The organism is Adlercreutzia agrestimuris, from assembly GCF_943193125.1.
In the GTDB taxonomy this organism is placed as follows: domain Bacteria; phylum Actinomycetota; class Coriobacteriia; order Coriobacteriales; family Eggerthellaceae; genus Xiamenia; species Xiamenia agrestimuris.
In genome coordinates this window covers 244,165-270,734 of the sequence record NZ_CALPCX010000003.1, presented here as the reverse complement: position 1 = coordinate 270,734, position 26,570 = coordinate 244,165, and the positions used below count along the sequence as shown (strand labels likewise).

Sequence of the window (26,570 nt, the reverse complement as noted above, 5' to 3'; positions counted from 1 at the left end):
ACTTTGGCATCGATGCAAGTACTATCTTGCCAAATATTGTCAACATTATTCCAAATAGCTGATGAAAGGCTTATATGCAATTGGTTGGGGTAGTATGAATATGCTGTATCTCGAAAGATTCAAACTAATTACAGTCAAGGAGTATTGGTGGAAATAAAAACATCATCAGAGAAACGATTTGCACTCTTAATTGATGCAGACAATGTCTCGTCAAAATACATCAAACCAATTAACGATGAATTGTCTAAGTATGGCACAGTTACTATAAAGCGTATTTACGGCGATTGGACACTTTCGCTTCATGCTAAGTGGAAAGACGCACTCTTAGAAAACTCAATTACCCCAATTCAGCAATTCGGTTATACCCAGGGCAAGAATGCCACCGATTCAGCAATGATTATTGATGCCATGGATATCCTTTACGGTGGTTCAGTAGATGGCTTCTGCATTGTGAGTAGCGATAGTGATTTTACACGCCTTGCATCTCGTATTCGCGAAAGCGGTCTAACTGTTATCGGAATGGGCGAGAAGAAAACTCCAATTCCTTTTCGACGTGCTTGCGATATTTTTACCGTACTGGAGCTTTTGGTTGCTGATTCGAATGGGCGAAACGAAAAGACGCGAACTCGTAACGTCACGGCGCCTCCGTCTCAGGCGCATAATTCAGGTCCTACTATTGAACAAGTTGAGCGAGCTATTATCACAATCATCACTGACAATACCAATAACGGGAAGTCGACAGGCTTAGGCGAAGTGGGTTCGCGATTACTCAAGCGATATCCCGACTTTGATGTGCGCAGTTATGGTACAAGTTTACTTTCAAAGCTTCTTGAGAAATTTGATAGCGTCGACATCATAAAAGATGGCAGCTCTGTAGCGGTGGTGTTAGCTGAATCTTCTGAAAGCGAAGATAAGCAGACAGGATTAGCGCCTCTAAGAGTTTCGGGTGTTTCTGATGAAGCTTCGCAAAAGCAGCATGCTGCAAAGAACGTTAATGCAAATGCAAAACGATCATTCAGGCGGCGTCATGAGAAAACGAAAGAAGCGCTGGAAGCTTCCGATACCTCTTACAATGAGCCGCAAACGAAGTCATTGGAACAGCAAAAGCGTGATAAACCCGATAAAAGGCTTCAGCAAAAAAGATTGTCTACAAAAAACGAGCAGTCTCAAGCATCAGGTAAAACACCAGATACTCTCATTAGAGAGCTACTTGAAAGCCAATCAGACAAAACAATGAACCTCTCTGACCTTGGCAAACAAGTTCGTGCAAAATATAAGAACTTCAAGGTACGTGATCTCGGTTTCACCCAACTGCGCACGTATGTGGCAAGTCTGCCAGGGATTGTTGTAACTAAAGACGATAAAAAATATGTTGCGCGAATTCAAGAATGATCTGCGTATTTGTATTTAAGAGTTTATGGTAAACAAAAAGAAAGGGGCTTTCGCCCCTTTCTTTTAAACTTTAAGCGTCAATGTGTTAGTCAAGTTCGTCTGCGCTGAACTCGTCTTTCTTGTTGAAAACGAGAGGCTTTCCAAGCTTTCGCCATTCGCGCATCTCTGCTGTAGCGGTAAAGAGTACGTCTGAAGAGGAGTTGAGTGCGGTTTCGCAAGAGTCTTGGATAACTCCGATAATGAAGCCGATGCCGACAACTTGCATTGCAATATCATTAGGAATACCAAAGAGTGAGCAAGCAAGCGGAATAAGCAGCAGTGAACCTCCAGCGACTCCGGATGCTCCACATGCGGATACTGCAGCAAGCACACTTAAGATGATGGCAGTAACAGGATTGATTTCTACACCAAGCGTATGGGCTGCCATCATAGTCATGACGGTGATAGTAACTGCAGCACCAGCCATGTTGATGGTTGCGCCTAGGGGAATTGATACTGAATAGTTGTCCTTGTTGAGTCCAAGCTTGCGGCACAGCTCCATGTTAACAGGAATATTTGCAGCGGAACTGCGTGTAAAGAATGCCGTCAAACCTGAGTCTTTTAAGCAACGAAAAACAAGCGGGTAGGGGTTTTTGCGAATTCCCCAGAAAACAATAGCAGGATTGGTAACAAGAGCAATAAACAGCATGCATCCAACCAAAACGAGCAAAAGACGTCCGTAGAGCGTGAAGATTTCCGGGCCGTTGTTGCCTACTGATGTATAAACCAAACCGAGAATACCGAATGGCGCGAGCGAAATTACCCAGCGAACAACAGTTGAAACTGCATTGGAAATGTTGCTGAAAACTTCTTTTGTTGAATCGGAAGCTACACGCAAGGCGATGCCAAGCAGTACAGCCCATAGCAAAATGCCTAAATAATTTGCTTCAGTGAGCGCGCCGACGGGATTGGCAACAGCATTTTGAATAACAGTAACAAGGACGGTTGCAACATCTGATGGAGCACCTTGTTCTTCTGCCGCAACCACCAATTCAAGATTGAGAGGAAAGAGGTATGAAGCAATAACTGCAACAAGGGCTGCTACAAAGGTAGAGATAATATAGAGCACTACTACAGTACCCATTGCTCCAGATGATTTTGCATTAGCCAATGCGCTAATAACCAGAAAGAAAACAAGGATTGGTGCAACTGCTTTTAATGCAGAGACAAAAAGCGTTCCGAGAAGCTCAATGGCAGCAATATGTGGCACGGTAAGAGCTAATACCACACCAATAACAAGCCCCACGAGGATGCGCTTAATAAGAGAGATGGAATTCCAAGCTCTCGCAGCACGTTTGACGTATTCCATTGCAATATTCCTTTCTGGTAGCACGTCATAGATAAAACATATAACTTAAAGTGGAATTAGTTTAGCAGAGTCAAAGGCGTCAAACTCGCCAGTCTGAAGAAAGGTTTCATGAGGGGTAAATATGCACTCTTGACGGACAAAGTGCCTAAAATGTTACGTGGTACAAAACCAAATTGACATACCAACAAAGGCAAACTTCTGATACTATAGATAAGCTTTCGCATGACTTTGTGCAGATTCGTTACGTTTGCAGAGAGGCATGTTAAGGAAACTGTGCGGGCGTGGCGGAATTGGCAGACGCACCAGATTTAGGTTCTGGCGAGGTGACTCGTGAAGGTTCAAGTCCTTTCGCCCGCACCATACAAAATGCAAGCAGCCAAGTGTGGCTGCTTTTTATTAGCAACAAGCGCAATCTCGTTCTATTTTAGAAGGCTAACGGCTTTTCATTGGTTCTGTATGAATCTGCTTTATAGAGACTTTCGGAAGATAGATATATGTGCGATAATGGTTAGTCGGTGCGCAAAGTAAGTATTTGTGCTAATTGCGTACAAAAATGAAGTATTTACTCTTGCATGCCGTCTAAGCAAACTTGCTTAGAGAGTTAACGATGGAGGAAACGTACGTGGAAACAAAAGTTGAAACCTTAGAAGACAACAAGGTGAAGGTTAGTGTTACGGTTGACGCTAAAGAAGTTGATGATCGCATTGCTCGTGAGTATAAAAACATTGCGAACAAATATAACTTCCCGGGCTTTCGTAAGGGTAAAGCACCCCGTCCGGTAATTGATAACGCACTTGGTAAAGAAGCAATTTTGGCTACTGTAACTGATGGGGTTGTCAACAACGCATATCCGCTGGCTATTGAAGAGATCCGCGTTTATCCAATTGCAAAGCCTCAATTTGATGATCCTGAGCTTGTAGAAGGCGGCAAGCCATTTGAGTTTTCATTTACTGTTGAAGTAAAACCTGAGGTTGAACTTTCAAGCTATGAACCTGTAGCCATTGAGCTTCCAGTTCAAAATGCAACTGACAAAGAGATTGAAACTCAAATTGAAGCTCTTCGTGAGCATTACTACACCCTTGAGCCAACGCCGGCAAACACTAAGGTTAAGGCAGATAGCTATGTAGACATTGCTATGAAGGCTACCAACGATAAGGACGAAGAGATTCCTTCTCTTACCGCTGAAGATCGTCCTTACGGTCTTGGTTCGGGTTTGTTCCCAACTGAATTTGACGAGCAACTAATTGGTCACAAGAAAGGCGAGACGGTAAGCTTTACGCTTGATATGCCCGAAGAGCCTACGTTGTTGCTGGCTGCCCAAAAAGGCAAGACTGACAAGATCAACTTTGAGATCGAAATTAAGGCAGTAAAGAAAAACGTACTTCCTGAACTGACTGATGAATGGGTTAAAGAAACGCTTGGTTTCGAGAACGTTGCAGATTTGCGCGAGCGTGTTTCTGAGACCATTGAGCAGCAGAAAAAAGACATTATGCCGCGCCTTAAGGAAGGAGCTTGCTTAGCACAACTCCAGGAGCGCTTTGAAGGAGAAGTGCCAAGCGGCATGAAAGAAGAAGCTGAAGCTAATTTGATTCAAGACTTCTTCCGTCAGCTGCAGGCTCAGGGAATGAGCTTTGATATGTATCTCATGTCTCAGGGCATCAACGCTGACCAATTCAAAGAAGACTTAAAGAAGCAAGCTGAAGACATTACCGCTCAGGACTTGGCTCTTGATGCATGGGCAAAGCACTTCAATATTGAAGCATCTGATGAAGATGTTACCGCTGAGTTTGCGAAGACGGGTGTTGAAGACCCGGCTGCATTACAAGATGAATGGCTTCACAACGGTCAGCTGCACCTCGTTCGTCAGGGCGTGCTTCGCGCAAAGGCAGTAGAGAATCTAATGGATTCAGCTGTTGTAACCGAAGTTGAGGACATGACTGAATCTGATAAAAAAGAAACCAAAAAGGGTTCGAAGAAGGCAAAGCAGGACAAAGAAGCTGAGTCAGAGGAAAAGTAATCAGATATCCTTTGTTTCTTGCACACATGACGTAAGTATGGCAGTTTTGCCATCATATGTTAGATAAGACTACGACCTGCAAGCTATGTCTGTGTGACAGACTGGTGGTGCGGGTCGTAGGTGGTTATAACAACGATTAACTAAGTGAGGTTATATATGGGAATGGAAACGAAATCAGCTTTAATTCCATATGTTATTGAGCAGTCTCCGCGAGGCGAGCGTTCCTATGATATTTACTCTCGTTTGCTTAATGAGCGTATTATTTTCTTGGGCGAACAAATTGACGACCAAGTAGCAAATTCAGTGGTAGCGCAGCTCCTGCATTTGGAAAGCGCTGATCCAGATAAAGACATTTCGCTCTACATTAATTCTCCGGGTGGCTCAGTTACTGCAGGTTTGGCTATTTTGGACACCATGGACTTTATTAAGTGTGATGTGTCTACTATTTGTTTAGGTGAGTGCGCTTCTATGGCGGCAGTGCTTTTATCTAATGGTGCAAAGGGAAAACGTCTGTGTCTGCCGAACTCTATGGTGCTCATCCATCAGCCTTCTGGTGGTGCCCAAGGCCAGCAAACAGAAATTGCTATCGTTGCTGACTTTATGCTTAAAACTCGTGATCGCCTCAATCGAATCTTGGCTGAGAATACTGGTCAAACTATCGAAACTATTCAAAACGATACTGAGCGCGATAACTATATGACTGCCGAAGAAGCGCTTGCTTATGGTTTGGTTGATAAGATCACAACGTCGCGCGCATTGCGCAATGATGCCGAATAGGTTGAAAAACGGATATGAGTAATCCAAACAATAATCAGAATACCCCTAAAGGACCAGATGAAATTGTGTGCGCATTTTGCGGGCGTCATTCAGATGACGTTATGGCAATGATTTCTGGACCCAATGGGATTTATATTTGCGATGAATGCGTTGCTGTTTGCGCTGATGCTATGATGCAGGATCTCGGTTTCGGTATGCATAGCTACCATGACTCAGATCAACAGGGTAACTATGGTAAGCATGATCAAGATACCATGGATTTTCAGGAGCTTGACCTTGAAGCTCACGACAAAGAAAACCCACGTCCTGCAGACATCCTTGACAATCTTCCAACTCCTCATGAGCTATATAGCGAACTCTCTGAGCATGTTGTTGGACAAGAAAGTGCGAAAAAGGCCTTGTCGGTTGCGGTATATAACCACTATAAGCGCATTAGTCTTGGTGCGGATGCAACCGATGACGATGTTGAATTAGCCAAGAGCAATATTCTTTTGCTTGGTCCTACGGGTTCAGGTAAAACACTACTTGCTCAAACGCTCGCTCGTACCTTGAAAGTACCATTTGCTATTGCTGATGCAACAACGCTTACTGAAGCTGGTTACGTCGGCGAAGACGTCGAGAATATCTTATTGAAGCTGATTACCGCTGCTGATTTTGATATTCCACGTGCTGAAATTGGCATCATTTATATTGACGAGATTGACAAGATTGCGCGTAAGGCTGAAAACCTTTCCATAACCCGAGATGTTTCTGGTGAAGGTGTTCAGCAAGCATTGTTGAAAATCGTTGAGGGCACAGAGGCAAGTGTGCCACCGCAAGGCGGTCGCAAACATCCACAGCAAGAGTTAATTAATATTGATACCACCAATATCTTGTTCATTTTGGGCGGTGCATTTGTAGGCTTGTCGGATATTATTGCCGAGCGTGTCGGAAAAAGTGGTTTGGGCTTTAATGCTGAGTTGCCCGAGTCAAAAAAGCACGCTGAGGCTGAGTTGCTAGCCAAGGTCCTTCCTGAAGACTTAAACAAATTCGGTATGATTCCGGAGTTTGTTGGCCGCATACCTGTAATCACATCGCTTTCTGAGCTTTCGGAAGAAGACTTGGTACGCATTTTGGTTGAACCTAAAAACGCATTGGTAAAGCAGTACAAGCGCATGTTTGCTTTTGAGAACGCTGACTTGATTTTCACTCACGATGCGCTTGTTGCCATTGCCCATGAAGCGGTAGAACATGGTACTGGTGCGCGTGGTCTTCGCTCAATTTGCGAACGAGTCTTGCAGGATGTTATGTATGACTTGCCAGAAATTAAGGGTACTTCTGTCGTTACCATCAATGATTCAGATATTACTGGTGAGACTAAGCCTCTCATTGTTGAGACGAAACCTGTCGCGGATAAACGCACACAAGAGATGAGTGCCTAAGCTATCAAGACGGTTGAGGTAATCAAAAAGGGTGTAGGTAAGAAAGGGCGGTTATGGCCTCGGATAATGCACAAAGTGCAAAGAACAGTGTAAATTATGACTTCCAAGCTCACGAGCGACCGCTCTTTGATGCTTGGCAGCAACATGGTTATTTTCAGCGTACTCCTGGATTTGGCGAAGGAAAGGATCACCCGTATACCATCGTCATTCCGCCTCCAAATATTACTGGTGTGCTTCATATGGGCCATGCGCTCAATGATACGATTCAAGATGCCTGCATTCGCCATGCACGTATGCAGGGTCGTCCTACGCGATGGATTCTTGGCACGGATCATGCAGGCATTTCCACGCAAACAAAAGTAGATAAAAAGCTTGCTCAGGAAGGCATTAGTCGCCTAGAGATTGGTCGCGAAGCTTTCATTGAGGCTTGTTACGATTGGTATAAAGAATACGGAACAACCATTGTTAACCAGATCAAGGGTATGGGTTGTTCATGCGATTATGCTGATGAGCATTTCACGCTTGAGCCAGCTTACGTTAAAGCAGTTCGTAAACTCTTTGTAGATTGGTATCACGACGATCTCATCTATCGCGGTAAGCGCATTGTTAACTGGTGTCCACATTGCACAACTGCTATTGCTGATGATGAGGCTGAGTACGTAGACGAAGACGGCAAACTGTGGTTTCTTCGTTATCCGCTCACTGAGCCGGTTGATGGAATGGACTATCTTGTTGTTGCTACGACGCGTCCAGAAACTATGCTTGGTGATACGGGCGTTGCAGTTAACCCTAAAGACGAGCGCTTTGCGCACCTGGTCGGCAAAACAGTGTCGCTGCCATTGGTAGATAGGGAAATTCCCATATTCGCCGACTGGCATGTCTCGACGGAATTTGGTACCGGTTGCGTTAAGGTGACACCTGCTCATGATCCTAATGACTGGGCTATGGGTGAGCGCAATAATCTTGAGCGTATCAATATTTTTGACGAAACTGCTCATGTTGTTGACGGTTATGGTCGCTTTAGTGGGCTTGATCGAGATGAAGCGCGTGAGGCTATTGTTGCAGCCTTTGATGAGCTGGGATTACTTGATCACATTGAAGAACATGAACACAGTGTCATGACATGTTATCGCTGCCATACCAAGCTTGAACCATGGGAGTCTGAGCAGTGGTTTGTTGCAGTTGATGGTCTTAAGCAGGATGCTGCTCGTGTAGTTGAAGATGGTTCAATTCAGTTCCATCCGCAGCGCTGGAAGCAAGTGTATCTTGATTGGCTAGAAAACTTAAAAGATTGGTGTATCTCACGTCAGCTGTGGTGGGGTCACCGCATTCCTATGTTTTATTGCGATACCTGCGGATGGGAGGATGCTTCGGTAGAAGATATTGAAGTATGTCCTAAATGCGGTGCGCCAGTGCGTCAAGACGAAGATGTTTTGGATACATGGTTCTCATCTCAGTTGTGGCCTTTTGCTACTATGGGTTGGACTGAAGAGGGGATGGATGCACCTGAGATTAAGGCTTGCTATCCAACGCAGGTGCTCTCAACAGCGCGTGACATTATGGGTCTTTGGGTTGCTCGCATGGTGATGTCGTCCATGTATTGTTGCAAGCAGATTCCCTTTGAGCATGTCATTATCCATCCAACGGTTTTGGCAAAAGACGGCAAGCCAATGTCAAAGAGTCGCGGCAATGGTGTTGATCCGATTAAGTTGATGGTAGATTATGGCGCTGATGGCATGAGGTTTGGCTTGCTTATGCAGGTGACGGGCGCTCAAGATCTTAAATTTGACGAAGACAAGCTTTTAAGTAGTCGAAACTTCGCCAATAAAATTCGCAATGCAGCACGTTTTGTAATCATGAACCTTGAGGGATACGATCAGGGCGAACCTGACCCGTGCACACCGGCTGACAAGTGGATTTTCAGTCGCTTGGCTCATTTGGTTGCTAAGCTTGATGGGTGCTATGAGAATTTTGAATTTGGTGAAATAACTCGTGAGTTGAACGCCTTCTTCTGGAATGAGTTCTGCGATTGGTATATTGAGTTTTCAAAAGCCCGCCTGAATGGATCGGCGCAGGATCGTGCAATTTGTCAACGCAATCTTGCGTTCGTGCTTGATCAGTCGTTGCGTTTGCTTCATCCTATTATGCCTTTTGTAACCGAGGAGATTTATCAAGAGCTTCCAATCAAGAAAGACTCACCGTATTTGATTGGCGCAGCATGGCCAAGTGCTCAGGAGCTTTCCGTATATATTGATTCGGAAGCTGAGCGTGCAATTGAGATGGTATGTGAGATTGTTTCAGCTATTCGCTCAACACGTGCGCGTTATGGTATTTCGCCCAAAACCGCCCTTGAAGTGGTCGTAAAGGCCAATGAGGAGGACGTAAGCTTACTCAATGAGCAGCATGAACTTATTGAAAGCATGGGGAACACAGCGTCGTTAGTTCTGGATGCTCAAGCGCAAAAGCCAGCTGAGTCAAGCGTGGTTCTGACATCTGGACTAGAGGTCTATTTAGTCTTAAGCGGTCTGGTAGATTTTGATGCTGAGCGTGCACGTCTTCAAAAGGAAATGGTAAAGCTTTCAAAGGATGCGGAGAAGTTTGCTAAAAAGCTCTCAAACCCAGGCTTTTTAGCAAAGGCAGCTCCTGAGATTGTTGAGAAAGATACAGCTAAGTTAGCTGATCTAAAAGATCAGTTGTCACGTGTTGAGGCACAGCTGCAAGAGCTTGGATAGGTTGCAGGCGTTTCGCTATCGTAGTATTTATGACGTCTGACCATTCAGCTCATCATCTTTGTTATAATGTCTGATCGTGCGCATGCAGCACAGTTTTATGTAGTGAATGGATGCGCACGATGAAAGCACTGGTATGAGATAGTAAGAGGTTACTATGCAAGAACTACTAGCCCAACTTTGGACTCCTGAGCTTCAAGCAGCATTGACCGTAGTTTTAGTTGTTTTGGTTATTTTGTACGTACTCTCAGTTATCTGGGTAGTTCGTGATGCGTATTTGCGTGGGTCGTATTGGTATGTTTGGGCAATCGTAGCATTGGTACCCTTTATTGGTGTGATTGCCTATTGTCTGCTTCGCCCGCCGCTTCTACAAATTGACAAAGATGAGCAAGAGCTTGAAATAGCGCTCAAACAACGTGAGTTGATGAAGTATGGTGAATGCGCAAGCTGTGGTTATCCGGTTGAGTCGGATTACGTTATCTGCCCGAATTGCCATTCGCGTTTGAAGAATCTTTGCTCAACGTGCAACCATGCACTTGATCCTACGTGGACGGTATGTCCGTATTGCGCCCAGCCAGTTGGTGGCGCTTCATCGCGCAGCCGTCGTAGCGCTTCTTCAGATCGAACACATCAGCCGCATCAAGCGGCCACGCCTCGTTCTCGTTAATGGCAGCATGTCTGATTTGACACTGCTCTGTTTTTAGAACTGCGAAGCCGCCACCTTAGGGGCGGCTTTGTTGTTAAATATCCAAACTGCAGGCGCTTTGTGCGCGCCCGGCAAAAGAAAGGAATTCTGTATGAAAGTAGTTCTGCCCGACGGATCATCAAAGGAACTTGAAGCTGGATCAACGGTTGGTGATGTTGCCGCTTCAATTGGTGCTGGTCTTGCAAAAGCAGCACTCGGTGGAAAGATTAACGGCGATTTTGCTGATCTGACCACTGTTGTGCCCGATGGTTCAACGGTTGAGATAATCACAGAGAAGAGTCCCGAAGCACTTGGGATTATGCGTCATTCAGCTGCGCATGTTATGGCTGAAGCTGTTCAAGAGTTATTTCCTGGTGCTCAGATAGGTTTTGGACCGCAAACAGAAGATGGATTCTTCTATGATTTTGCGCTTCCTCGTGCAATTTCAACTGAAGATTTTGCAGCTATTGAAGAGCGTATGGCTGAGATCATTGCTCGCGATGAACCGTTTGTACGTGAAGTTGTTTCTCGAGATGAAGCAAAAGAGATTTTTGCTGACCAGCGTCTGAAGCTTGAGCATATTGATGATCTTGATCCGGATGAGGAGATTATTATTCGTCGTCACGGTGACTTTGTAGACCTTTGTTCTGGTCCGCATATGCCGAGCGCGGGTAAAATTGGTCCGTTTAAGCTTATGAAAACGGCTGGTGCGTATTGGAAAGGCAACTCTGATAATGAGATGCTTACGCGTATTTATGGCACGGCATTCTTCAAGAAAAGTGACTTGGAAGAGTATCTGCATAACCTTGAAGAAGCTGAAAAGCGTGATCATCGTAAACTTGGCAAAGAGCTGGGCATCTATATGATGGATCCTATGGCTGGTGTGGGTCTTCCGATGTATTTGCCTAAGGGTGCTCGTGTGATTCGCACGCTGCAAGAATGGCTTCGTCGTGACCTGTATGATCGCGGATACGAAGAGGTTATTACACCTCACATTTACAATGCAGATGTGTGGAAGACGTCAGGTCACTATGGCTTTTATCATGACAACATGTATTTCTTTGAGATCAACGAAGGTACTGATGAAGAGCCTCGTATGAGTGAGTATGGCGTAAAGCCCATGAATTGTCCGGGTCATGTAATGCTTTATAAAAACGAATTACATTCATACCGTGATTTGCCGCTTCGCTATTTTGAGTTCGGTACGGTTTATCGTCACGAAATGTCTGGTGTAGTGCACGGTCTGCTTCGTGCGCGTGGTTTTACTCAGGATGATGCTCACGTATTCTGCACGAAAGACCAGGTTGTAGACGAAGTTGTGGCTATCCTTGATTTGGTTGACCATATTATGTCTACGTTTGGTTTTGAATATGAGGCAGAGATTTCTACGCGCCCTGAAAAATCAATCGGCACCGATGAGATGTGGGAGCACGCAACAAACTCTCTGAAAGAAGCATGCGAACGTCACAATCTTGCTTACGAAATTAACGAGGGTGATGGTGCTTTCTATGGTCCAAAGATTGACATTAAAGTTAAAGACGCCATTGGACGCACGTGGCAGTGCTCTACGGTGCAAGTAGACTTTAATATGCCCGAGCGTTTTGGTTTGACGTATCGCACGGAAGAGAACACCGAAGAGCGTCCTTGGATGTTGCATCGTGCTATCTTTGGTTCTATCGAGCGTTTCTTAGGTATTCTAATTGAGCATTATGCGGGTGCGCTTCCACTTTGGTTAGCTCCTGTACAGGTCATAATTTTGCCTATTGCTGACAGGCATATTGATGCGGCAGTGGCTTTGAAGAAACTTATTAAGGATGCTGGTGGTCGTGCTGAAATCTATGATCAGAACGAACCGATGCGTGTAAAGATAGCTAAAGCGCAATCAGAAAAAGTACCTTACATGGTTGTTATAGGTGATAAAGAAGTTGAGGATGGAACGGTTAGTGTGCGTGACAGGCACGAAGGTGATTTGGGATCATGGCCGGTTGAGAAACTCCTTGAAGTGATTTCTGACGCAGCGCTCAACTAGTTGAGTCTTCTGTTTTCTAAAGACTGCATCAGCTCAGAGCGTCAAGCGCGTAGATATGCAAAGTGAAATGGCTACCTTGAATTCAAGGTAGCCATTTGCTTGCTTGCGGACAAAATAGCGTATGGTGTAAAGATGGAATTAAGCCATTAAAAGCGCTTCCTCAATGGGTGTTTGACCTTGGCAGATATTGATCACTTTATGATAGGTGGTGGGCATGTCAAGGCACTCTGCAAGGACGCATGCGACATCTTCAAGTGTGTTTTCGCCAACGGCAGGAGGATTGATCTGGATAAGTCCACTTCCTTTGCTGTCGGTAAGATAGCTTGCTTGGATGATGGTATAGGTGAGATTGGTGTTTTGAATAAGCCATTCATCGGCAAAGAATTTCGCAATATAGTAGTCGGTCAGAGACGCAAATGCAGGGTTATCTTGCCATGTTTCAGGTTGAGTGGCGTCAAATGAACTCAACATAATAAAACGCTTGATACCAGCAAGCTCACATGCTTTCATGAGCGAAACGGCGCCAAATGCATCAACTTGAAGAAGATCCTTTCCGCGAGAACCAGCTACATAATAGACAGCGTCAGCATTTTTGAGTGGGTATACCATCGTCTTTGCTGGTGCCCTAAGATCAAATTCAAGAGGAAATACCTTATCGCTTGCTGAGACAGCTTCAGGATGACGCGATGCTGCTATAACACTTACGCCTCGCTTTACGAGATCGGCGGTGAGGAGTTTGCCGATGCGACCACTGGCACCTGCTATAAACGCTCTCATGTTCTGTAATCCTTTCGCCAACAGCACTTTTGCACACTCTTATAGATATAACCTGACGGAATAGGAGACGCCAGCTAATCGTTGCGATAGCTAAAGAGTTGTCAGTTTCTTGTTGCTATGTTGTTAGCGATTTCCTCAACGATCATCATTTGTTGTATCTGAGGTAATGTTATGCGACGAGGTAACTGCGGTATTCGTGTCATAGTTTTTACTATTAATGATTAATTGCGAAATTTGATGATCAGTAAGACCAAGTTGTTTGCCACGCGCAATTGCTGCTTCGCGAAGATGCTTGCGTCGTAAATCGCGTTCTTGCTGATACATGCTTCGCTCGAGATCACGGTGTTTGCGAATAATGGCAGGGGTGGCTTTTGGGTTTGCTGCAATTTGCTTAGCAGCTTGCAAGGGTTGCGCGTTAATAGTGCGCATGACCAGTTGAGCAAGTATTGGCATGATAAGCACAGTAATGCCGCCTGCAGCAACTAAAACAGACGCAGTAGTTTGACTCATTGCTCCAGCGTTTACCGCAACGGTGGTGACTGCGACGATAAGGGGGAGTGCTGTGGTGCAATAGAGCGCAACTGTTATGCGTTCGTTGATGGTAAGTGGTTCTGACTCTTTGTCGGTAGTGAGTGCTATAAAGATTGGAAGCGTGCGAACAAAGAGCAAAAGAACAATAAACTCTATGAGTAACAAAGGTTGTTCTGCGATGGCGCTCATGTCAATTTTTGCGCCAGAAACAATGAAGAAAAGCGGAATAAAAAACCCGTACGAAAGCGATGTGAGTTTTGTCTCAAGAATGGGGTTGTCGTCCACGATAATATAGCGAAGCACAAAGCCGGCAGCAAAAGCACCCAGCACAATGTCGAGCTTAAATACTGCCGACAATGCAGTCAAACAAACAAGAAGCATGATTACGCCGCGTACCATCATTTGAGAATTCGTGTTGGCATTGCGTTCAATAAAACCAAAAAGCTTGCTACCAGCCATGCGGGCATGTTTAGGTACGACTCCCGCAATGACAGCAATTGCAATAAAACCTATGAGAATCAGTATGGTTTGCCAACTTGCGCGCGTAGAGAGAAGAAGCGTCATGGCAATCACCGGACATAGTTCTCCCCACGTACCGTATGCAAGAACTGAGTCGCCAATGCGCGTATTAAGGAGGTGGCGTTCCTGCAGAATAGGAAGCAAAGTTCCAAGTGCTGTTGTGGTAAGAGCAATAGCAACCGCAATGCCATCAATGTGTCGTGCGGAGAAGGTTGGCCAAATGACAACAACAAGAAAGGCAAGGGCAAGCGTTAAAAACCAGGTTACAAGACCGCGCTTGCCTTCATGACCTGTCAAATTGTGGGGATTGATTTCATAGCCTGCGAGCAGAAACAAAAACGCAAGACCAAGGTCTGACAAAAGCGAAATAGATGCAGTCGTTTGAATCCAGCCTATAAGGTAAGGACCAAGAATTGCGCCCACAATGAGCAAAAATACCGTCTCAGACAAAGGTCTTCCAGGAATAGACTGCACGATTAAGGGGCACAGAAATGCCACAATACAAATCGTTGCAAGTGATATGAGATCGACGGTCATTAATTCGACTCTTTCCCGTAAATTTTCACTGTGTATATGAGTTATATAATGGCAGATGATAAGACAAAAGCGGCTAGATATGTGCTTTGAAAGAGAGTTGTTGAGCGCATGTGTGTTTCAAGTTACGCAGATTAAGTAACGTTGTGCTAAGGATTATTTGACGTGACAAATAAGAAGAAAAAACGATCATATGGCTTACGGCGAATACGTCACACGATCAGCTCATCTCATGTATCGCTTAGTAAGCGCGAGGCATTTTATGCTCTTGAAAATCCGCATGCCGCAAAACCTTTTCCCAAATTTATAGGGTATTTTCTGTTTGTTTTGATTCTCTTGAATGCCATTGTGGTCTTTTTGTCTGCGCAACCAGGGCTTGACCCTGTCACGAGCTATGTCATCAAAATCTTTTTTGCATTTTCGGCACTTTGCTTTGCCATTGAGTATTTTGCTCGCATTTGGATTGCTGATCTGGCATATGGTAACTGCACACCGTTTCAGGCGCGCATACGCTACATTATTTCTCCGCTGGGCATCGTTGATTTACTTGCGTTTTTGCCTTCCATGATTGGTTGGTTCGTTCCTATGGATGAAACTCTACGCACGATTATTGACTTAGTGCGTCTTGTTCGTGTTATTAAGATTTCGCGTTATATGCGAGGCTTACGTACTATTGGTCGTGTGCTGGTGATGCGCAAGCACGAAATTGCTGCCGCTTTTATGGTGATCTTCCTGTTGATTCTTATATCAAGTGTATTGATGTATCAGGCTGAACATTATGCCCAACCAGATAAGTTCACCAATCTTTTAACTGGAATGTATTGGGCTGTTACAACTATTACGGGAACTGGCTATGGGGATCTTGTACCAATAACGCCTATAGGACGTCTTATCGGTTCAATCATTATGCTGTTATCAGTTGCTGTCGTGGCAATACCTGGAGGTATTTTCTCTGCAGGTTTTGTTGCAGAGTATCAAAACGCTAATGTTCGCAAGATAACTAGATCGCTCGATAAGCGAGATAATGAGCTTCAAGAGTCTGCCAAAAACAACCTAACTGATTCTAACGCCGCTTCGGAAAATGATGAAAAAAGCGACAGTAAAGATCAGACGTAAGGTCATTCTCTAAGCAGGGGTTGGAATAACAGGAACAACATCTTGTGCGAGATAAGCTTGTAAGGCGGGCCAGGCAGCAGCTGCACTTTGGTATCCTTGCTCCCAAAGTGCAAATAATTTTTCAGGATCTTTTTCCATGGAACTGACAGTCACAGGTTCAGGCGGCCTGATTACAAAGATACTCCCTTGATCATGGAGTTTCGGCAATGCTCTATAGATGCGATTGTAGTCAAAATGGCGGTTTTGGAGACGCTCAACATAGTAGGGGTACTTGTGGTATCGCTGCATCATGAGTGCCATCAATTTGTTTGAGCCTTTGGTACAACCTGCGTCTTGGGTGAGCACGACAATATGTTTAGGTGCATCAGTAATAAGTGAATAGCCGAGTGGCACAGAATCGCAGGTGCCACCATCTAGAAGCAGTTTTCCATCAACTTCAACAATTTGACTGACAAGTGGCATTGATGAGGATGCAATAAGATAATCAAGATCTGCTTCGGCGTCATGAAATTCATGATAATCTGCTTCACCCGTTTCTAGATTGCTTGCAACGGTAATAAGTTCAATCGGAGAGTTGTTGAAATTCTCATAGTTAAAAGGGTAGAGTTCATTTGGAATTTCATTAAATGAGAAATTTCTTCCCATGGCGTTTCCTGTGCGCACGTAGCTTTGAAGTGAAAGATAGCGCGGATCAGTGCAAAAAGTGGTGTTGATGACGCACGTTCTTCCAATTTCGCCAGCTACATAGTTATAGCCACAAAGGGCACCTGCTGAAACGCCAATGACGCGTTTACAGATAAGCTTATGCTCCATGAAATAATCAAGTACTCCTGCAGTGAATTGACCACGCATAGCACCGCCTTCAAGGACGAGATTGGCGTTGGTTATAGAACTATTTTCCCAAGCAGGAGGTAAGGTGGTGGTAGCAAAATCTTCTAGCATGCTGTTCTTCCTTTGGTACATTTGTTTGAACGCTATTATAGCGTTTGGATTTTGTTGTGTTACCAAAGAGCATAATGTGTGTCTCTGTTTGGTAACAATACCATTTGTGGGACAATTTATAAAAGCTGACCGTTCTACAATACTTTGATGTGGAACCATCGGCGATAAGCTGCGATTATGTGAATAATCAAAAGGGCTATAGTTTCAAGGAGGCTATTGTATGGCAACCGAAGTAATTAGTTCAAATGACTTTGCACACAAAGTATTAGAGGCAACTGAGCCTGTGCTTGTTGATTTTTTTGCTACATGGTGCGGACCGTGCAAGATGCTTGCACCGACCATTGATGAAGTGCGTGGTGAGGTGGCTGGCAAAGCAAGCGTCTATAAGCTTGATATTGATCAAAGTCCTGATATTGCGCAAGCGTATGGCGTTATGAGCGTTCCAACGCTTATTGTCTTTAAGAACGGTCAGCCTGTTAAACAAGCAGTTGGTATTCAGCCAAAACAAACACTTCTTTCAATGCTTGCTTAACTATTTGTCTCAGTGTGCATGTGTCTCATGAGCATGTAGGCTATTACAGTGCACAAAGCGGCGTCGGGTGACCGGCGCCGTTGTTTATAACTCTTCAGCGATAGCATAGGTGTAGGGTTGCGCGTGGTAAAGGAAGACGTCATGGATCAACTGAATTATATTCCAGAGTCTGAGGCAGCAAAAATGGCTGCTGAGGCAAATACGTTGGGAGTTGCCATTATTGGCGCCGGCCCTGCTGGAATGACAGCTGCCCTTTATGCTGCAAGAGCCGGGTTAGATGCTGTTATGTTTGAACGTATTGGCTTTGGTGGTCAACTTGCTCAAACAGAGATGGTTGAGAACTATCCAGGATTCCCTGAAGGGGTTAACGGTTTTGAGTTAGCGTATGCTATGAAACAGCAAGCTGAGGTATTTGGCGCTGGTTATATAGGCGAAGAAGTCATCGGCGTTGATTTTTCGCGTACTCCAAAGGTGATAAAAACCTCATTTGGGAGTTATGAGGCAAACGCCGTTATAATCGCGAGTGGTGCACGCGCACGCAAACTGGGGTTGCCACTTGAAGCAGATCTTCAGGGTAGAGGTGTTTCGTACTGCGCAACGTGCGATGGCAATTTCTTTAAAGACAAGGTTGTTGCTGTAGTTGGCGGGGGAAACACTGCCGTGGCTGATGCGATTTATCTTTCGCGTATCTGCAAGAAGGTGTATCTCATTCATCGTCGTGATACGTTGCGTGCGACAGCAATCTATAATGATCGGCTCTCTGAGCTTCCAAACGTAGACATTCTGTGGAATGCTGAAGTTCGCCAGCTTATTGCCGAGGATGGTAAATTGGCGGGAATTCGCGTGGAGCGCACGCATGAGCATGAGATGATCAGCATTCCGTTATCGGGACTCTTTATTGCAGTAGGAAACGAACCAAACTCTGAATTCTTGAAAGATAGTGTGTCTTTAGATGCTTCGGGCTATGTGCAAACTGATGAGTTTGGCAAAACAGATCTGCCCGGTGTTTATGCAGCAGGAGACGTGCGTACCAAAAGCTTGCGACAGGTGGCCACAGCTATAGGTGATGGTGCGATAGTGGCTGAAGATGCTGCCGAATATCTTGCAACCCTTCCCCTGCATGGTATAGATTAGTGAGCTCTGCTATACTTTAGAGTCGCAAATTTACGCTGAGCTAAAAGGAAAATAACATGCAAGATAACGATATGCGCGAAAAGCTTGTCAAGATTATTGAGGCATATGAGTCGCTTCAGGCTAAAATGGGCGATCCTGACGTGCTGTCGAATCAAAAAGAATACAATCGCTTAGCTAAAGAATATGCTAATCAAGGGCCTCTTGCTCATAAAGCTCAAGAGTATGTGAGTGCTGTTGATGATTTGGAAGCTGCAAAAGAAATGCTTGCAGATGCAGATACGAAAGAGTTTGCTCAAGAAGAAATTGCAAGCATTGAAGCTAAGCTGCCTGAACTTGAAGAAGAGATCAAGTTTATGTTGATCCCTGCAGATCCAGCCGACGAAAAAGACATTATTGTTGAGATTCGCGCTGCTGCTGGTGGAGATGAAGCAGCTATTTTTGCAGGTGATCTGTATCGTATGTATGAGCGCTTTGCCTCCGCGCAAGGATGGAAAACTGAAACGTTAGATGTCTCGGCATCTGAGGCTGGTGGCTATAAAGAAATCTCCTTTAAGGTCACCGGTGACAAAGTTTATTCAGTCATGAAATTCGAGTCTGGCGTTCATCGTGTTCAGCGAGTTCCTAAAACAGAAAGCCAAGGACGCATCCATACTTCAACTGCTACGGTAGCTGTGCTCCCGGAAGCTGATGAGGTAGAAGTTGATATCAATGAAAACGATCTTCGTATTGATGTGTATCGCGCAGGCGGTCCGGGCGGTCAGTGCGTTAATACGACTGACTCTGCGGTGCGTATCACACATATTCCTTCTGGACTAGTTGTGCAATCACAAGATCAGAAATCTCAATTGCAGAATAAGATTGCTGCTATGGCTGTATTGCGTGCGCGTCTATACGAAAAGATGCTCGCCGAACAACAAGCTGCCGAAGGTGCTGAACGCCTCGCTCAGATTGGCTCTGGTGATCGTGCAGAGAAAATTCGTACCTATAATGGTCCTCAAGATCGCGTGACCGATCATCGCATTGGATACAACGGAACCTATAATGGTGTTTTGCTTGGTCAGGGTGGTGCTGGTCTTGCTGAACTCATAACAGCACTTCAAGCTGCTGACAGAGCACAAAAACTGGAAGCAGCCGTATAGCATGTGGACGATCAAAGCAGCGCTTGATTGGACGGTTGGCTACCTTGATCGTAAAGGTGATGAGAATCCTCGGCTATCTGCTGAGTGGCTCATATCTAAAGCAACGAGCTTGTCGCGTATTGAGCTCTATGTAAACTTTGATCGACCTCTCACACAATCTGAACGCAATGTCTTGCATGAGTTTGTAGCTCAACGCGCTCAGGGAACACCATTACAATACATTACTGGTGAGGTGGCATTTCGTCATCTTGTCTTATCAATTACTCCTGGCGTACTCATTCCGCGTCCTGAAACTGAAGTTTTGGTAAGTGAAGCTTTGAAGTTGCTTCCTCAGCCGGTTCGTCCTCGCGCTCATGATGAGGTAGTGGCCACAGAAGAAGAAGCGGCTTTGGTAGATGCTGCAGAATCGCCTCAGGTACCCGATAAATTGCTTGTTGCCGATATAGGCACAGGAAGTGGATGCATAGCCTGTTCCTTAGCCTACGAACATCCACTTGTTCATGTTGTGGCAACAGATATATCTCCGCAAGCAGTAACACTAGCCCGGAAAAATGTTGCGAAGTGTGATCTGGATAATCGCATTCGTGTGCTTGAGGGAGATCTTGGTGATCCGATTTTGGCAGCAGATAAGCAAGCGTCTGCTGAAAGAGAACCACTCATGGGGAGATTTGATTTGATTGTTTCAAATCCGCCCTATATTCCCCGAGCAGTATTGCAAACAATTTCTCGGGAAGTGACAGATTTCGAGCCTATTCTTGCACTTGATGGTGGGCAAGACGGAAACGATGTATTGCGAAGATTATTGCCCTTTGCTCAAGATGCACTCAAGCCTGGTGCAGCGTTTGTGTTTGAATTGCACGAAGATGCGCTTTATGCAGCGCGTGACTTAGCGCAAGATAATGGGTTTGAGCAGGTGGCTATCGTGCAAGATTTGACAGGCCGCAACCGTTTGTTAATCGGGCACAAGCCTCAACATTGAGTTGTGTAAGCACATCTAAGGAGACTCCTATTATGCATGCCCAAAATCATCTTGAGCAGCAATTACATGCTGCCGCAGCACAGCTTCGCCAGCATTTCGGTCATATTGATTATGAAGCGCTCATTATTTTAGGTTCGGGGCTAAATGCTATTGCGGATAAATTGCAAGAGACACAGACGCTTTCATATGCCGAAGTTGAGGGAATGTGTGTTTCAACTGCAGCAGGGCATGTTGGTCAGTTTGTGAGTGGGAAACTTGCGGGATGTCATGTGCTTGTCATGCAGGGGCGTTTGCATGGTTATGAAGGATATAGTGCTCAAGAGGTAGCTTACCCCGTCTGGGTTGCGGCGCATCTTGACATACCACTTTTGATTACGTCGAATGCTGCTGGCGCACTTAATGTGAATTATGCGGTTGGAGACTTTTGTCTCATGAAAGACCAAATAAATCTTACGGGAAGAAATCCTTTAGCAGCAGCTGAACCAGCACAAATATACGACCGATTTGTGAGCATGTTTGAGGCGTTTGACCCTGCTTTGCAAACTGTTACACAAGAGGTTGCTTTGAAACGCAATATTTCCCTGCAGACGGGTGTTTATGCAGGACTGTTAGGTCCAAGTTTTGAAACGCCAGCCGAGATTAGAATGCTGCAAGTTTTGGGTGCGGATAGCGTAGCTATGAGTGTTTGCGAAGAGGTAATTGCGGCACGTGCAGCTGGTATGAAGGTAATAGGTGTCTCTCTTATTACGAATATGGGCTGTGGTATTGAGGGAGCTAACCCAAATGATCTTGAGGTACAAGATGTGGGTGCTGCTCGTGTAGATGATTTTTACGCACTATTGGAAGGTGTTTTGTCTCATATTGAGCGAGAAAGGGCAATGGAGGGCGCATCATTTGGTACGGTGTCACCGCGATAGACGATACCTTCATCATGTAGGCGGTAGCCAATTTCGGTGTAGCTTTGCGCATCTTGGATGAGCTCTTCAATCTCTTCATTGCTCAAAGCACGTTTGATGCGAGCAGGAGATCCCATGACAAGTGATCCGTCAGGAACTTGGGTGCCTCCAACAACAACAGAACCAGCTGCTACCAGACAATTGTTTCCAATATGGGCACCATCAAGCACAATTGCGCCCATGCCAATGAGTGAATTGTTGCCGACGGTGCAACCGTGCACGATAGCACCATGCCCGACAGTGACGCCATCTCCAATTGTGCAGTCGTAATCAGGGCTTACATGAAAGCAGCATCCTTCTTGAATGTTGGAGCGTTTGCCCACAGAGATCTTTGCGCCATAATCCCCACGAAGCGTGGCATTGAAAAGAATGAGCGTTTCTTTGCCAATAGTTACATTTCCTACGAGGGTAGCATTTTTAGCTACAAAACAGGTTGGATCAAGGCAAACACCAAAATAGGTCATGAGAAACTCCGTTGAGGTAGGCGAACAGTTCGTCAAGAATTATATGCTGAGAGACTGCGCTTCATTTGCTTGTGTTGTCTCAACGGATCCTTGTGATATACCAAAGAACAGCAAAAGCCATAGTGCTATGCAAAGCAGAAATGCGAGAGCAATTCCTAATAAGGTACGCAAAAGTATGCTTTCGTTAATATCCGATAAGCGCGGATGAGTATCTTCGGTTATGTCGTAGTGTGTAGTGTGGGTATGTGTAGGGGCAACGGTTGTATGTGCTGTCGCGGGTCGAACATGAGGGTTGCGCGGGTAGTTCTTATGGGAATGAGTTTGTACCGTGGCGCTCATGGTGGCCTCCTCGATTTACTCGTTTCTTGTTAGTGTAGGCGGGAGTGAATAACAAAGCACTTCGCGGCAAGGTTATTGAAAACATCATGTAACTGAGTTGTTGTGCATGATGATTGTTGGTTAAGCTTCCGTAATCTTTTAAATTGTTGCGTTCGCGTAAAAACTGAACTTATTTCATAATCATCTTTGGGTTCAGACGTATACTTCGTGTACTAATAACATATGTCATAAATGCGATGACGAGGAAAAGTAGGGGCTAACCCATTCAAGCAAGAGAGCTAACGGTTGGTGGAAGTTAGCAATGGGCGACCCGAATGCCACCTCTGAGCAGTTTAGACTGAACCAATGTGACGTTAAGGTCACCCCCTGAACGTCACATATGCAAGTAAGCTAAACCGGCGACACCGTTACCGTCGAAAAGATATGCAGCTGCAAGTTGTAGCAGGCGTGTAGTTGCATGCACTTTCTTTCGTGTCTTTGTCCTGGTGCAGCTTGCAACCAGGTTTTTTTGTGGCATAAACCGACGCGAAAGGATGGCGTTCATGGAAATAGAACGTGCAATGAGAAGCGATGCAATACGTTTAGGTGTTGCTCGTGCTCCACATAGGTCACTTCTAAAAGCCGACGGTATAACCGATGAAGAAATGAAGCGGCCTTTTGTTGCTGTTATTAACTCCCGCAATGACATAATTCCTGGTCATAATAATCTCGACAAGATTGCAGAGGCAGTTAAAGCTGGCATTTATATAGCTGGCGGCGTGCCGTTTGAAATCTCAACAATTGGCGTTTGTGATGGCATTGCTATGAACCATGACGGCATGCATTATTCGTTGGTATCGCGTGAAGTGATTGCGGATAGTGTTGAATGTGCTGTACAAGGACATGCGTTTGACGCAATGGTTTGTATTCCTAACTGCGACAAGATTATTCCCGGTATGATTTTGGGAGCATTGCGCGTTAACATTCCCACTGTTTTTGTATCGGGCGGCCCGATGCTTGCAGGCAAACAAAAGGGAGGATGCGGACCAACTACTGATCTTAATACTCTATTTGACGGTGCAGGTAAAGTTGTTGCAGGCACCATGAATGAATCTGAATTGAAGTATTACGAAGATACCGCCTGTCCAACCTGCGGTTCTTGCTCGGGTATGTTTACAGCAAATTCTATGAATTGTCTGTGTGAGGCGCTTGGTATTGCGCTTCCAGGAAATGGAACTATTCCAGCGGTATATTCAGAACGCATTCGCCTTGCGAAGCATGCTGGAATGAAGGTCATGGAACTTCTTGAGCAAAACATAACTATCAAAGACATCATTACGCCTGCTGCAATTGAAAATGCCATGGAATGCGATATGGCGTTTGGCGGTTCTACTAATACCGTACTTCATCTTACTGCTATAGCTCAAGCTGCAGGGTTTCCCATATCTATGGATGATTGGGATGCAGCAAGTGCGCGAACTCCGCACTTGGTGAAACTGCAACCTTCTGGTCCGCGACCACTTTCAGACTTGTATGAGGTTGGCGGGGTGCCGGTTGTTATGCGTGAGCTTGATCGTGCTGGATTGATAAGAAGAGATGCTCTCACTTGCATGGGACCTATGACAGATTATCTGGATCTATTAGATCACCAGGGGATAAGCGCTGATGGAGAAGTATGCAAAACACACACCGACCCTTATTCAAAGCAAGGTGCGCTGCGTGTACTTCATGGCAATCTTGCTCCTGATGGCGCTATTGTTAAAAAAGCTGCAGTTGATCCGTCAATGATGTGTCATACGGGTCGTGCGCGTGTTTTTAACTCTGAGGAAGAGGCATGTGAGTGCATTACTTCAGGAGGCATTAATCCGGGAGAGGTAGTGGTAATTCGCTATGAAGGACCCAAGGGGGGCCCTGGTATGCGTGAAATGCTTACGCCAACCTCGGCAATTGTTGGCATGGGGTTGTCTACTTCAGTAGCTTTGATTACCGATGGAAGGTTCTCGGGTGCCACAAAAGGACCTGCCGTGGGACACGTGAGTCCTGAAGCGGCAGCTGGAGGGCCTATTGCACTTGTTGAAGAGGGCGACATTATCACAGTTGATATTGAAGGGGGCGTGCTGACGCTTCAGGTAAGTGATGAGGAATTACAAAGGCGCAAAGAGCAGTTTGTGCCGCTTCCTCCTAAACATAATCATGGTGTTTTGGCGAAGTATGCCAAGTTGGTTAGTTCAGCAGATAAGGGGGCATATATTTCATGAGTGAGAAGCATGCAACAAAACCATCGTTTCAAAAACAGGGCAAAGTTATGAATGGTGCTCAAGCGGTGGTTGCCTCGCTTGAAGCTGAAGGCGTAGATACTGTATTTGGCTACCCAGGTGGGCAGGCCATAAAGATCTATGATGCACTCTATGACTCACAGCAAATCAATCACGTGCTTGCTCGTCACGAGCAAGGTGCAGTGCATGAAGCTGATGGATATGCGCGTGCAACAGGACGCGTTGGTGTAGCTATTGTCACAAGTGGCCCAGGTGCTACCAATACCGTGACAGGTATAGCAACAGCCTATATGGATAGCGTGCCTTTGGTGATAATAACCGGTCAGGTTCCACGTGGAGTAATTGGTACTGATTCATTTCAGGAATCTGACATTGTTGGTATTACCATGCCTGTGGTTAAACACAGTTTCTTGCTGCAATCAACCGATGAGCTCACGCGTACGTTTCGCGAGGCGTTTCATATTGCAAGCACAGGACGCCCTGGTCCGGTTCTCATAGACGTTCCCAGTGATTTGGCTTCAGAGGAGATGCTTTTTGTTTACCCTGATAGCGTTTCACTTCCCTCTTATAAGCCAACTTACAAAGGCAATGCTAAGCAAATTCGCGCGGCAATGCGCGCTATCATGGAAGCGAAGCGACCCGTGCTTTACATTGGTGGCGGTGTGATAGCCTCTGGTGCAACAGAAGAAGTTGTAGAGTTAGCGAATATGATGCAAATCCCTGTTGTAACAACACTGATGGGCAAAGGTGCATTTCCTGCTTCAAACTCACTTAATTTAGGGCCAGTAGGTATGCATGGGGCAAAGTATTCAAACCTTGCCATGACAGAAAGCGATCTTATTATTGCTATTGGCGCACGTTTTTCGGATCGTGTAACGGGTAAAGTTTCTGAATTTGCGCCAACAGCAAAAGTGATCCATATTGATATTGACCCTGCTGAAATTGGAAAAATTCGCGATGCTGAAATTCCGATTGTTGGTGATGCGCGAAGTGTTGTTGGGGCTTTGGTATCCAATCTGAAGAAGGCCGAGGCTCTTCCGCAGACGGAGAAGTGGCTTGAAAAGTTGCGCGCGTGGCAAGAGCGCTTTCCTTTTTATCATCCTCATGTAGTTGCGGGCGAAGAAGCGGGCACTATTGTTCCGGAACTTGTTATGACATCGTTGTCTGATCAGCTAGATCCTGCTAACTCTATCGTGGTAACTGAAGTTGGTCAGCATCAGATGTGGGCATCGCAGTTCATTGACAGAGAAACGCCGCGCAGCTTTTTATCAAGCGGCGGTCTAGGCACTATGGGTTTTGGTTTTCCTGCGGCAATCGGGGCTGCAATTGGTGAGCCTCAGAAAACAGTTGTGTGCGTAGCGGGAGACGGTTCCTTTCAAATGAACAGTCAAGAGATGGCAACTGCGGCAATTAATCAGGTGCCGGTGAAGGTGCTCATTATGGATAATCGCTGCCTAGGTATGGTGCATCAGTGGCAAAAGCTTTTTTATCATGAGCGCTATTCTTCTACGCTGCTTGATGCATGTCCTGACTTTGTAAAGCTTGCAGAAGCGTATGGCTGGAAGAGTAGGCAGGTGGATGATCCTTCTCAGATTGACCAGGCTATTGCTGATATGTTGGCATCTCCAGATCCGTACTTGCTTGATGTTGTTATTTCGCGCGACCAAAACGTATATCCTATGGTAGCTCCTGGTAAAGCGCTTGATGATGTAATGGGCGCTATTGACGTTGCGGTGGGCGCCGTTCGTACAGATATGCCTAACGCGCAAGAGCCAAAGTCTCCTTGCTCAAAAATTGATGCGCAATTCGGAGGACGTTGGGAAATAGATCCAGAAGACGTCAAAGAGCGTTTAGATGTAGCGCAAGCGGTAGCGCAAGGGGATGCGCTTAGTGCAGCTGAGGTTTTACGCGCGCATATGTCAGCAATACCGCAAAATAACGCAGGAGAGGAATAG

The 26,570-nt window shown here is 45.5% G+C and carries 21 protein-coding genes and 1 tRNA gene; 16 read left to right on the top strand and 6 right to left on the bottom strand.

Annotation, left to right across the window (positions count from 1 at the left end):
* Positions 1-147: 147 nt before the first annotated feature.
* Positions 148-1,392 (top strand): NYN domain-containing protein, encoded by a 1,245-nt coding sequence (locus tag NFR28_RS06770; protein WP_251179073.1) that lies wholly within the window; start codon positions 148-150, stop codon positions 1,390-1,392.
* Positions 1,393-1,477: 85 nt separating this feature from the next.
* On the opposite strand, the gene sstT is transcribed toward NFR28_RS06770, so the two are convergent.
* A complete protein-coding gene (gene sstT, locus NFR28_RS06765) occupies positions 1,478-2,740 on the bottom strand; it encodes a serine/threonine transporter SstT (protein WP_251179072.1) in 1,263 nt (420 codons plus the stop codon).
* A 275-nt stretch (positions 2,741-3,015) separates the two neighbouring features.
* Between sstT and NFR28_RS06760 the strand changes: the two genes are divergently transcribed.
* The 7 genes from NFR28_RS06760 to thrS all read left to right on the top strand — a co-directional run bounded on the left by NFR28_RS06760 (position 3,016) and on the right by thrS (position 12,398).
* Positions 3,016-3,100 (top strand) — tRNA-Leu (locus NFR28_RS06760).
* Between the two features lie 262 nt (positions 3,101-3,362).
* Complete coding sequence (gene tig, locus NFR28_RS06755; RefSeq protein ID WP_251179071.1) at positions 3,363-4,757, top strand: trigger factor; 1,395 nt, start codon at positions 3,363-3,365, stop codon at positions 4,755-4,757.
* A gap of 156 nt (positions 4,758-4,913) precedes the next feature.
* Entirely contained in the window at positions 4,914-5,534 is a 621-nt protein-coding gene (locus NFR28_RS06750; RefSeq protein ID WP_275556973.1) for an ATP-dependent Clp protease proteolytic subunit, read from the top strand.
* 14 nt (positions 5,535-5,548) lie between these two features.
* A complete protein-coding gene (clpX, locus tag NFR28_RS06745; protein ID WP_251179069.1) occupies positions 5,549-6,955 on the top strand; it encodes an ATP-dependent Clp protease ATP-binding subunit ClpX in 1,407 nt (468 codons plus the stop codon).
* Between the two features lie 53 nt (positions 6,956-7,008).
* Complete coding sequence (locus NFR28_RS06740) at positions 7,009-9,687, top strand: valine--tRNA ligase (protein ID WP_251179068.1); 2,679 nt, start codon at positions 7,009-7,011, stop codon at positions 9,685-9,687.
* A gap of 154 nt (positions 9,688-9,841) precedes the next feature.
* Entirely contained in the window at positions 9,842-10,351 is a 510-nt protein-coding gene (locus NFR28_RS06735) for a zinc ribbon domain-containing protein (protein ID WP_251179067.1), read from the top strand.
* 130 nt (positions 10,352-10,481) lie between these two features.
* Positions 10,482-12,398 (top strand): threonine--tRNA ligase, encoded by a 1,917-nt coding sequence (thrS, locus tag NFR28_RS06730; RefSeq protein ID WP_251179066.1) that lies wholly within the window; start codon positions 10,482-10,484, stop codon positions 12,396-12,398.
* A 138-nt stretch (positions 12,399-12,536) separates the two neighbouring features.
* Here the strand turns inward: thrS and NFR28_RS06725 are convergent, their stop codons facing one another.
* A complete protein-coding gene (locus NFR28_RS06725; RefSeq protein WP_251179065.1) occupies positions 12,537-13,175 on the bottom strand; it encodes an NAD(P)H-binding protein in 639 nt (212 codons plus the stop codon).
* Between the two features lie 135 nt (positions 13,176-13,310).
* Positions 13,311-14,762 carry a cation:proton antiporter gene (locus NFR28_RS06720; RefSeq protein ID WP_251179064.1) on the bottom strand — a complete coding sequence of 484 codons (1,452 nt, stop codon included), beginning with the start codon at positions 14,760-14,762 and terminating at the stop codon, positions 13,311-13,313.
* Between the two features lie 162 nt (positions 14,763-14,924).
* Between NFR28_RS06720 and NFR28_RS06715 the strand changes: the two genes are divergently transcribed.
* Positions 14,925-15,875, top strand: a complete 951-nt coding sequence (locus NFR28_RS06715; protein ID WP_251179063.1) for an ion transporter — start codon at positions 14,925-14,927, stop codon at positions 15,873-15,875.
* A gap of 9 nt (positions 15,876-15,884) precedes the next feature.
* Here the strand turns inward: NFR28_RS06715 and NFR28_RS06710 are convergent, their stop codons facing one another.
* Positions 15,885-16,817 (bottom strand): patatin-like phospholipase family protein, encoded by a 933-nt coding sequence (locus tag NFR28_RS06710; RefSeq protein WP_251179062.1) that lies wholly within the window; start codon positions 16,815-16,817, stop codon positions 15,885-15,887.
* Positions 16,818-17,037: 220 nt separating this feature from the next.
* Between NFR28_RS06710 and trxA the strand changes: the two genes are divergently transcribed.
* From trxA to NFR28_RS06685, 5 genes are all read left to right on the top strand, one after another.
* Positions 17,038-17,349: a thioredoxin gene (gene trxA, locus NFR28_RS06705; RefSeq protein WP_251179061.1), complete on the top strand. Its 312-nt coding sequence runs from the start codon at positions 17,038-17,040 to the stop codon at positions 17,347-17,349.
* A 141-nt stretch (positions 17,350-17,490) separates the two neighbouring features.
* The gene (gene trxB, locus NFR28_RS06700) at positions 17,491-18,483 is read left to right on the top strand and encodes a thioredoxin-disulfide reductase (RefSeq protein WP_251179060.1); all 993 of its coding nucleotides are present in this window, start codon (positions 17,491-17,493) and stop codon (positions 18,481-18,483) included.
* Between the two features lie 56 nt (positions 18,484-18,539).
* On the top strand, positions 18,540-19,622 hold the full coding sequence (prfA, locus tag NFR28_RS06695; RefSeq protein ID WP_251179059.1) for a peptide chain release factor 1: 1,083 nt from the start codon (positions 18,540-18,542) through the stop codon (positions 19,620-19,622).
* 1 nt (position 19,623) lies between these two features.
* Positions 19,624-20,601, top strand: coding sequence for a peptide chain release factor N(5)-glutamine methyltransferase (gene prmC / locus NFR28_RS06690; protein ID WP_251179058.1), 978 nt, complete (start codon positions 19,624-19,626; stop codon positions 20,599-20,601).
* A 32-nt stretch (positions 20,602-20,633) separates the two neighbouring features.
* A complete protein-coding gene (locus NFR28_RS06685; RefSeq protein ID WP_251179057.1) occupies positions 20,634-21,518 on the top strand; it encodes a purine-nucleoside phosphorylase in 885 nt (294 codons plus the stop codon).
* On the opposite strand, the gene NFR28_RS06680 is transcribed toward NFR28_RS06685, so the two are convergent.
* Both NFR28_RS06680 and NFR28_RS06675 read right to left on the bottom strand, forming a co-directional pair.
* Positions 21,458-22,021, bottom strand: a complete 564-nt coding sequence (locus NFR28_RS06680; RefSeq protein WP_251179056.1) for a gamma carbonic anhydrase family protein — start codon at positions 22,019-22,021, stop codon at positions 21,458-21,460. The two genes, NFR28_RS06685 and NFR28_RS06680, sit on opposite strands and share 61 nt — an antisense overlap.
* 39 nt (positions 22,022-22,060) lie before the next feature.
* Positions 22,061-22,360: a hypothetical protein gene (locus tag NFR28_RS06675; protein WP_251179055.1), complete on the bottom strand. Its 300-nt coding sequence runs from the start codon at positions 22,358-22,360 to the stop codon at positions 22,061-22,063.
* A gap of 542 nt (positions 22,361-22,902) precedes the next feature.
* On the opposite strand from NFR28_RS06675, the gene ilvD reads away from it, so the two are divergent.
* Together ilvD and ilvB are read left to right on the top strand one after the other, a co-directional pair.
* Entirely contained in the window at positions 22,903-24,597 is a 1,695-nt protein-coding gene (gene ilvD / locus NFR28_RS06670; protein ID WP_251179054.1) for a dihydroxy-acid dehydratase, read from the top strand.
* Positions 24,594-26,570, top strand: a complete 1,977-nt coding sequence (ilvB, locus tag NFR28_RS06665) for a biosynthetic-type acetolactate synthase large subunit (RefSeq protein WP_251179053.1) — start codon at positions 24,594-24,596, stop codon at positions 26,568-26,570. The genes ilvD and ilvB overlap by 4 nt, the downstream gene beginning before the upstream one ends.

Coding starts and splice junctions, on each gene's coding strand:
- sstT (WP_251179072.1), bottom strand. CDS start 2,740: ATGGAATACGTCAAACGTGCTGCGAGAGCTTGGAATTCCATCTCTCTT.
- NFR28_RS06750 (WP_275556973.1), top strand. CDS start 4,914: ATGGGAATGGAAACGAAATCAGCTTTAATTCCATATGTTATTGAGCAG.
- clpX (WP_251179069.1), top strand. CDS start 5,549: ATGAGTAATCCAAACAATAATCAGAATACCCCTAAAGGACCAGATGAA.
- NFR28_RS06740 (WP_251179068.1), top strand. CDS start 7,009: ATGGCCTCGGATAATGCACAAAGTGCAAAGAACAGTGTAAATTATGAC.
- NFR28_RS06735 (WP_251179067.1), top strand. CDS start 9,842: ATGCAAGAACTACTAGCCCAACTTTGGACTCCTGAGCTTCAAGCAGCA.
- thrS (WP_251179066.1), top strand. CDS start 10,482: ATGAAAGTAGTTCTGCCCGACGGATCATCAAAGGAACTTGAAGCTGGA.
- NFR28_RS06725 (WP_251179065.1), bottom strand. CDS start 13,175: ATGAGAGCGTTTATAGCAGGTGCCAGTGGTCGCATCGGCAAACTCCTC.
- NFR28_RS06720 (WP_251179064.1), bottom strand. CDS start 14,762: ATGACCGTCGATCTCATATCACTTGCAACGATTTGTATTGTGGCATTT.
- NFR28_RS06710 (WP_251179062.1), bottom strand. CDS start 16,817: ATGCTAGAAGATTTTGCTACCACCACCTTACCTCCTGCTTGGGAAAAT.
- trxA (WP_251179061.1), top strand. CDS start 17,038: ATGGCAACCGAAGTAATTAGTTCAAATGACTTTGCACACAAAGTATTA.
- trxB (WP_251179060.1), top strand. CDS start 17,491: ATGGATCAACTGAATTATATTCCAGAGTCTGAGGCAGCAAAAATGGCT.
- prfA (WP_251179059.1), top strand. CDS start 18,540: ATGCAAGATAACGATATGCGCGAAAAGCTTGTCAAGATTATTGAGGCA.
- prmC (WP_251179058.1), top strand. CDS start 19,624: ATGTGGACGATCAAAGCAGCGCTTGATTGGACGGTTGGCTACCTTGAT.
- NFR28_RS06685 (WP_251179057.1), top strand. CDS start 20,634: ATGCATGCCCAAAATCATCTTGAGCAGCAATTACATGCTGCCGCAGCA.
- NFR28_RS06680 (WP_251179056.1), bottom strand. CDS start 22,021: ATGACCTATTTTGGTGTTTGCCTTGATCCAACCTGTTTTGTAGCTAAA.
- NFR28_RS06675 (WP_251179055.1), bottom strand. CDS start 22,360: ATGAGCGCCACGGTACAAACTCATTCCCATAAGAACTACCCGCGCAAC.
- ilvD (WP_251179054.1), top strand. CDS start 22,903: ATGGAAATAGAACGTGCAATGAGAAGCGATGCAATACGTTTAGGTGTT.
- ilvB (WP_251179053.1), top strand. CDS start 24,594: ATGAGTGAGAAGCATGCAACAAAACCATCGTTTCAAAAACAGGGCAAA.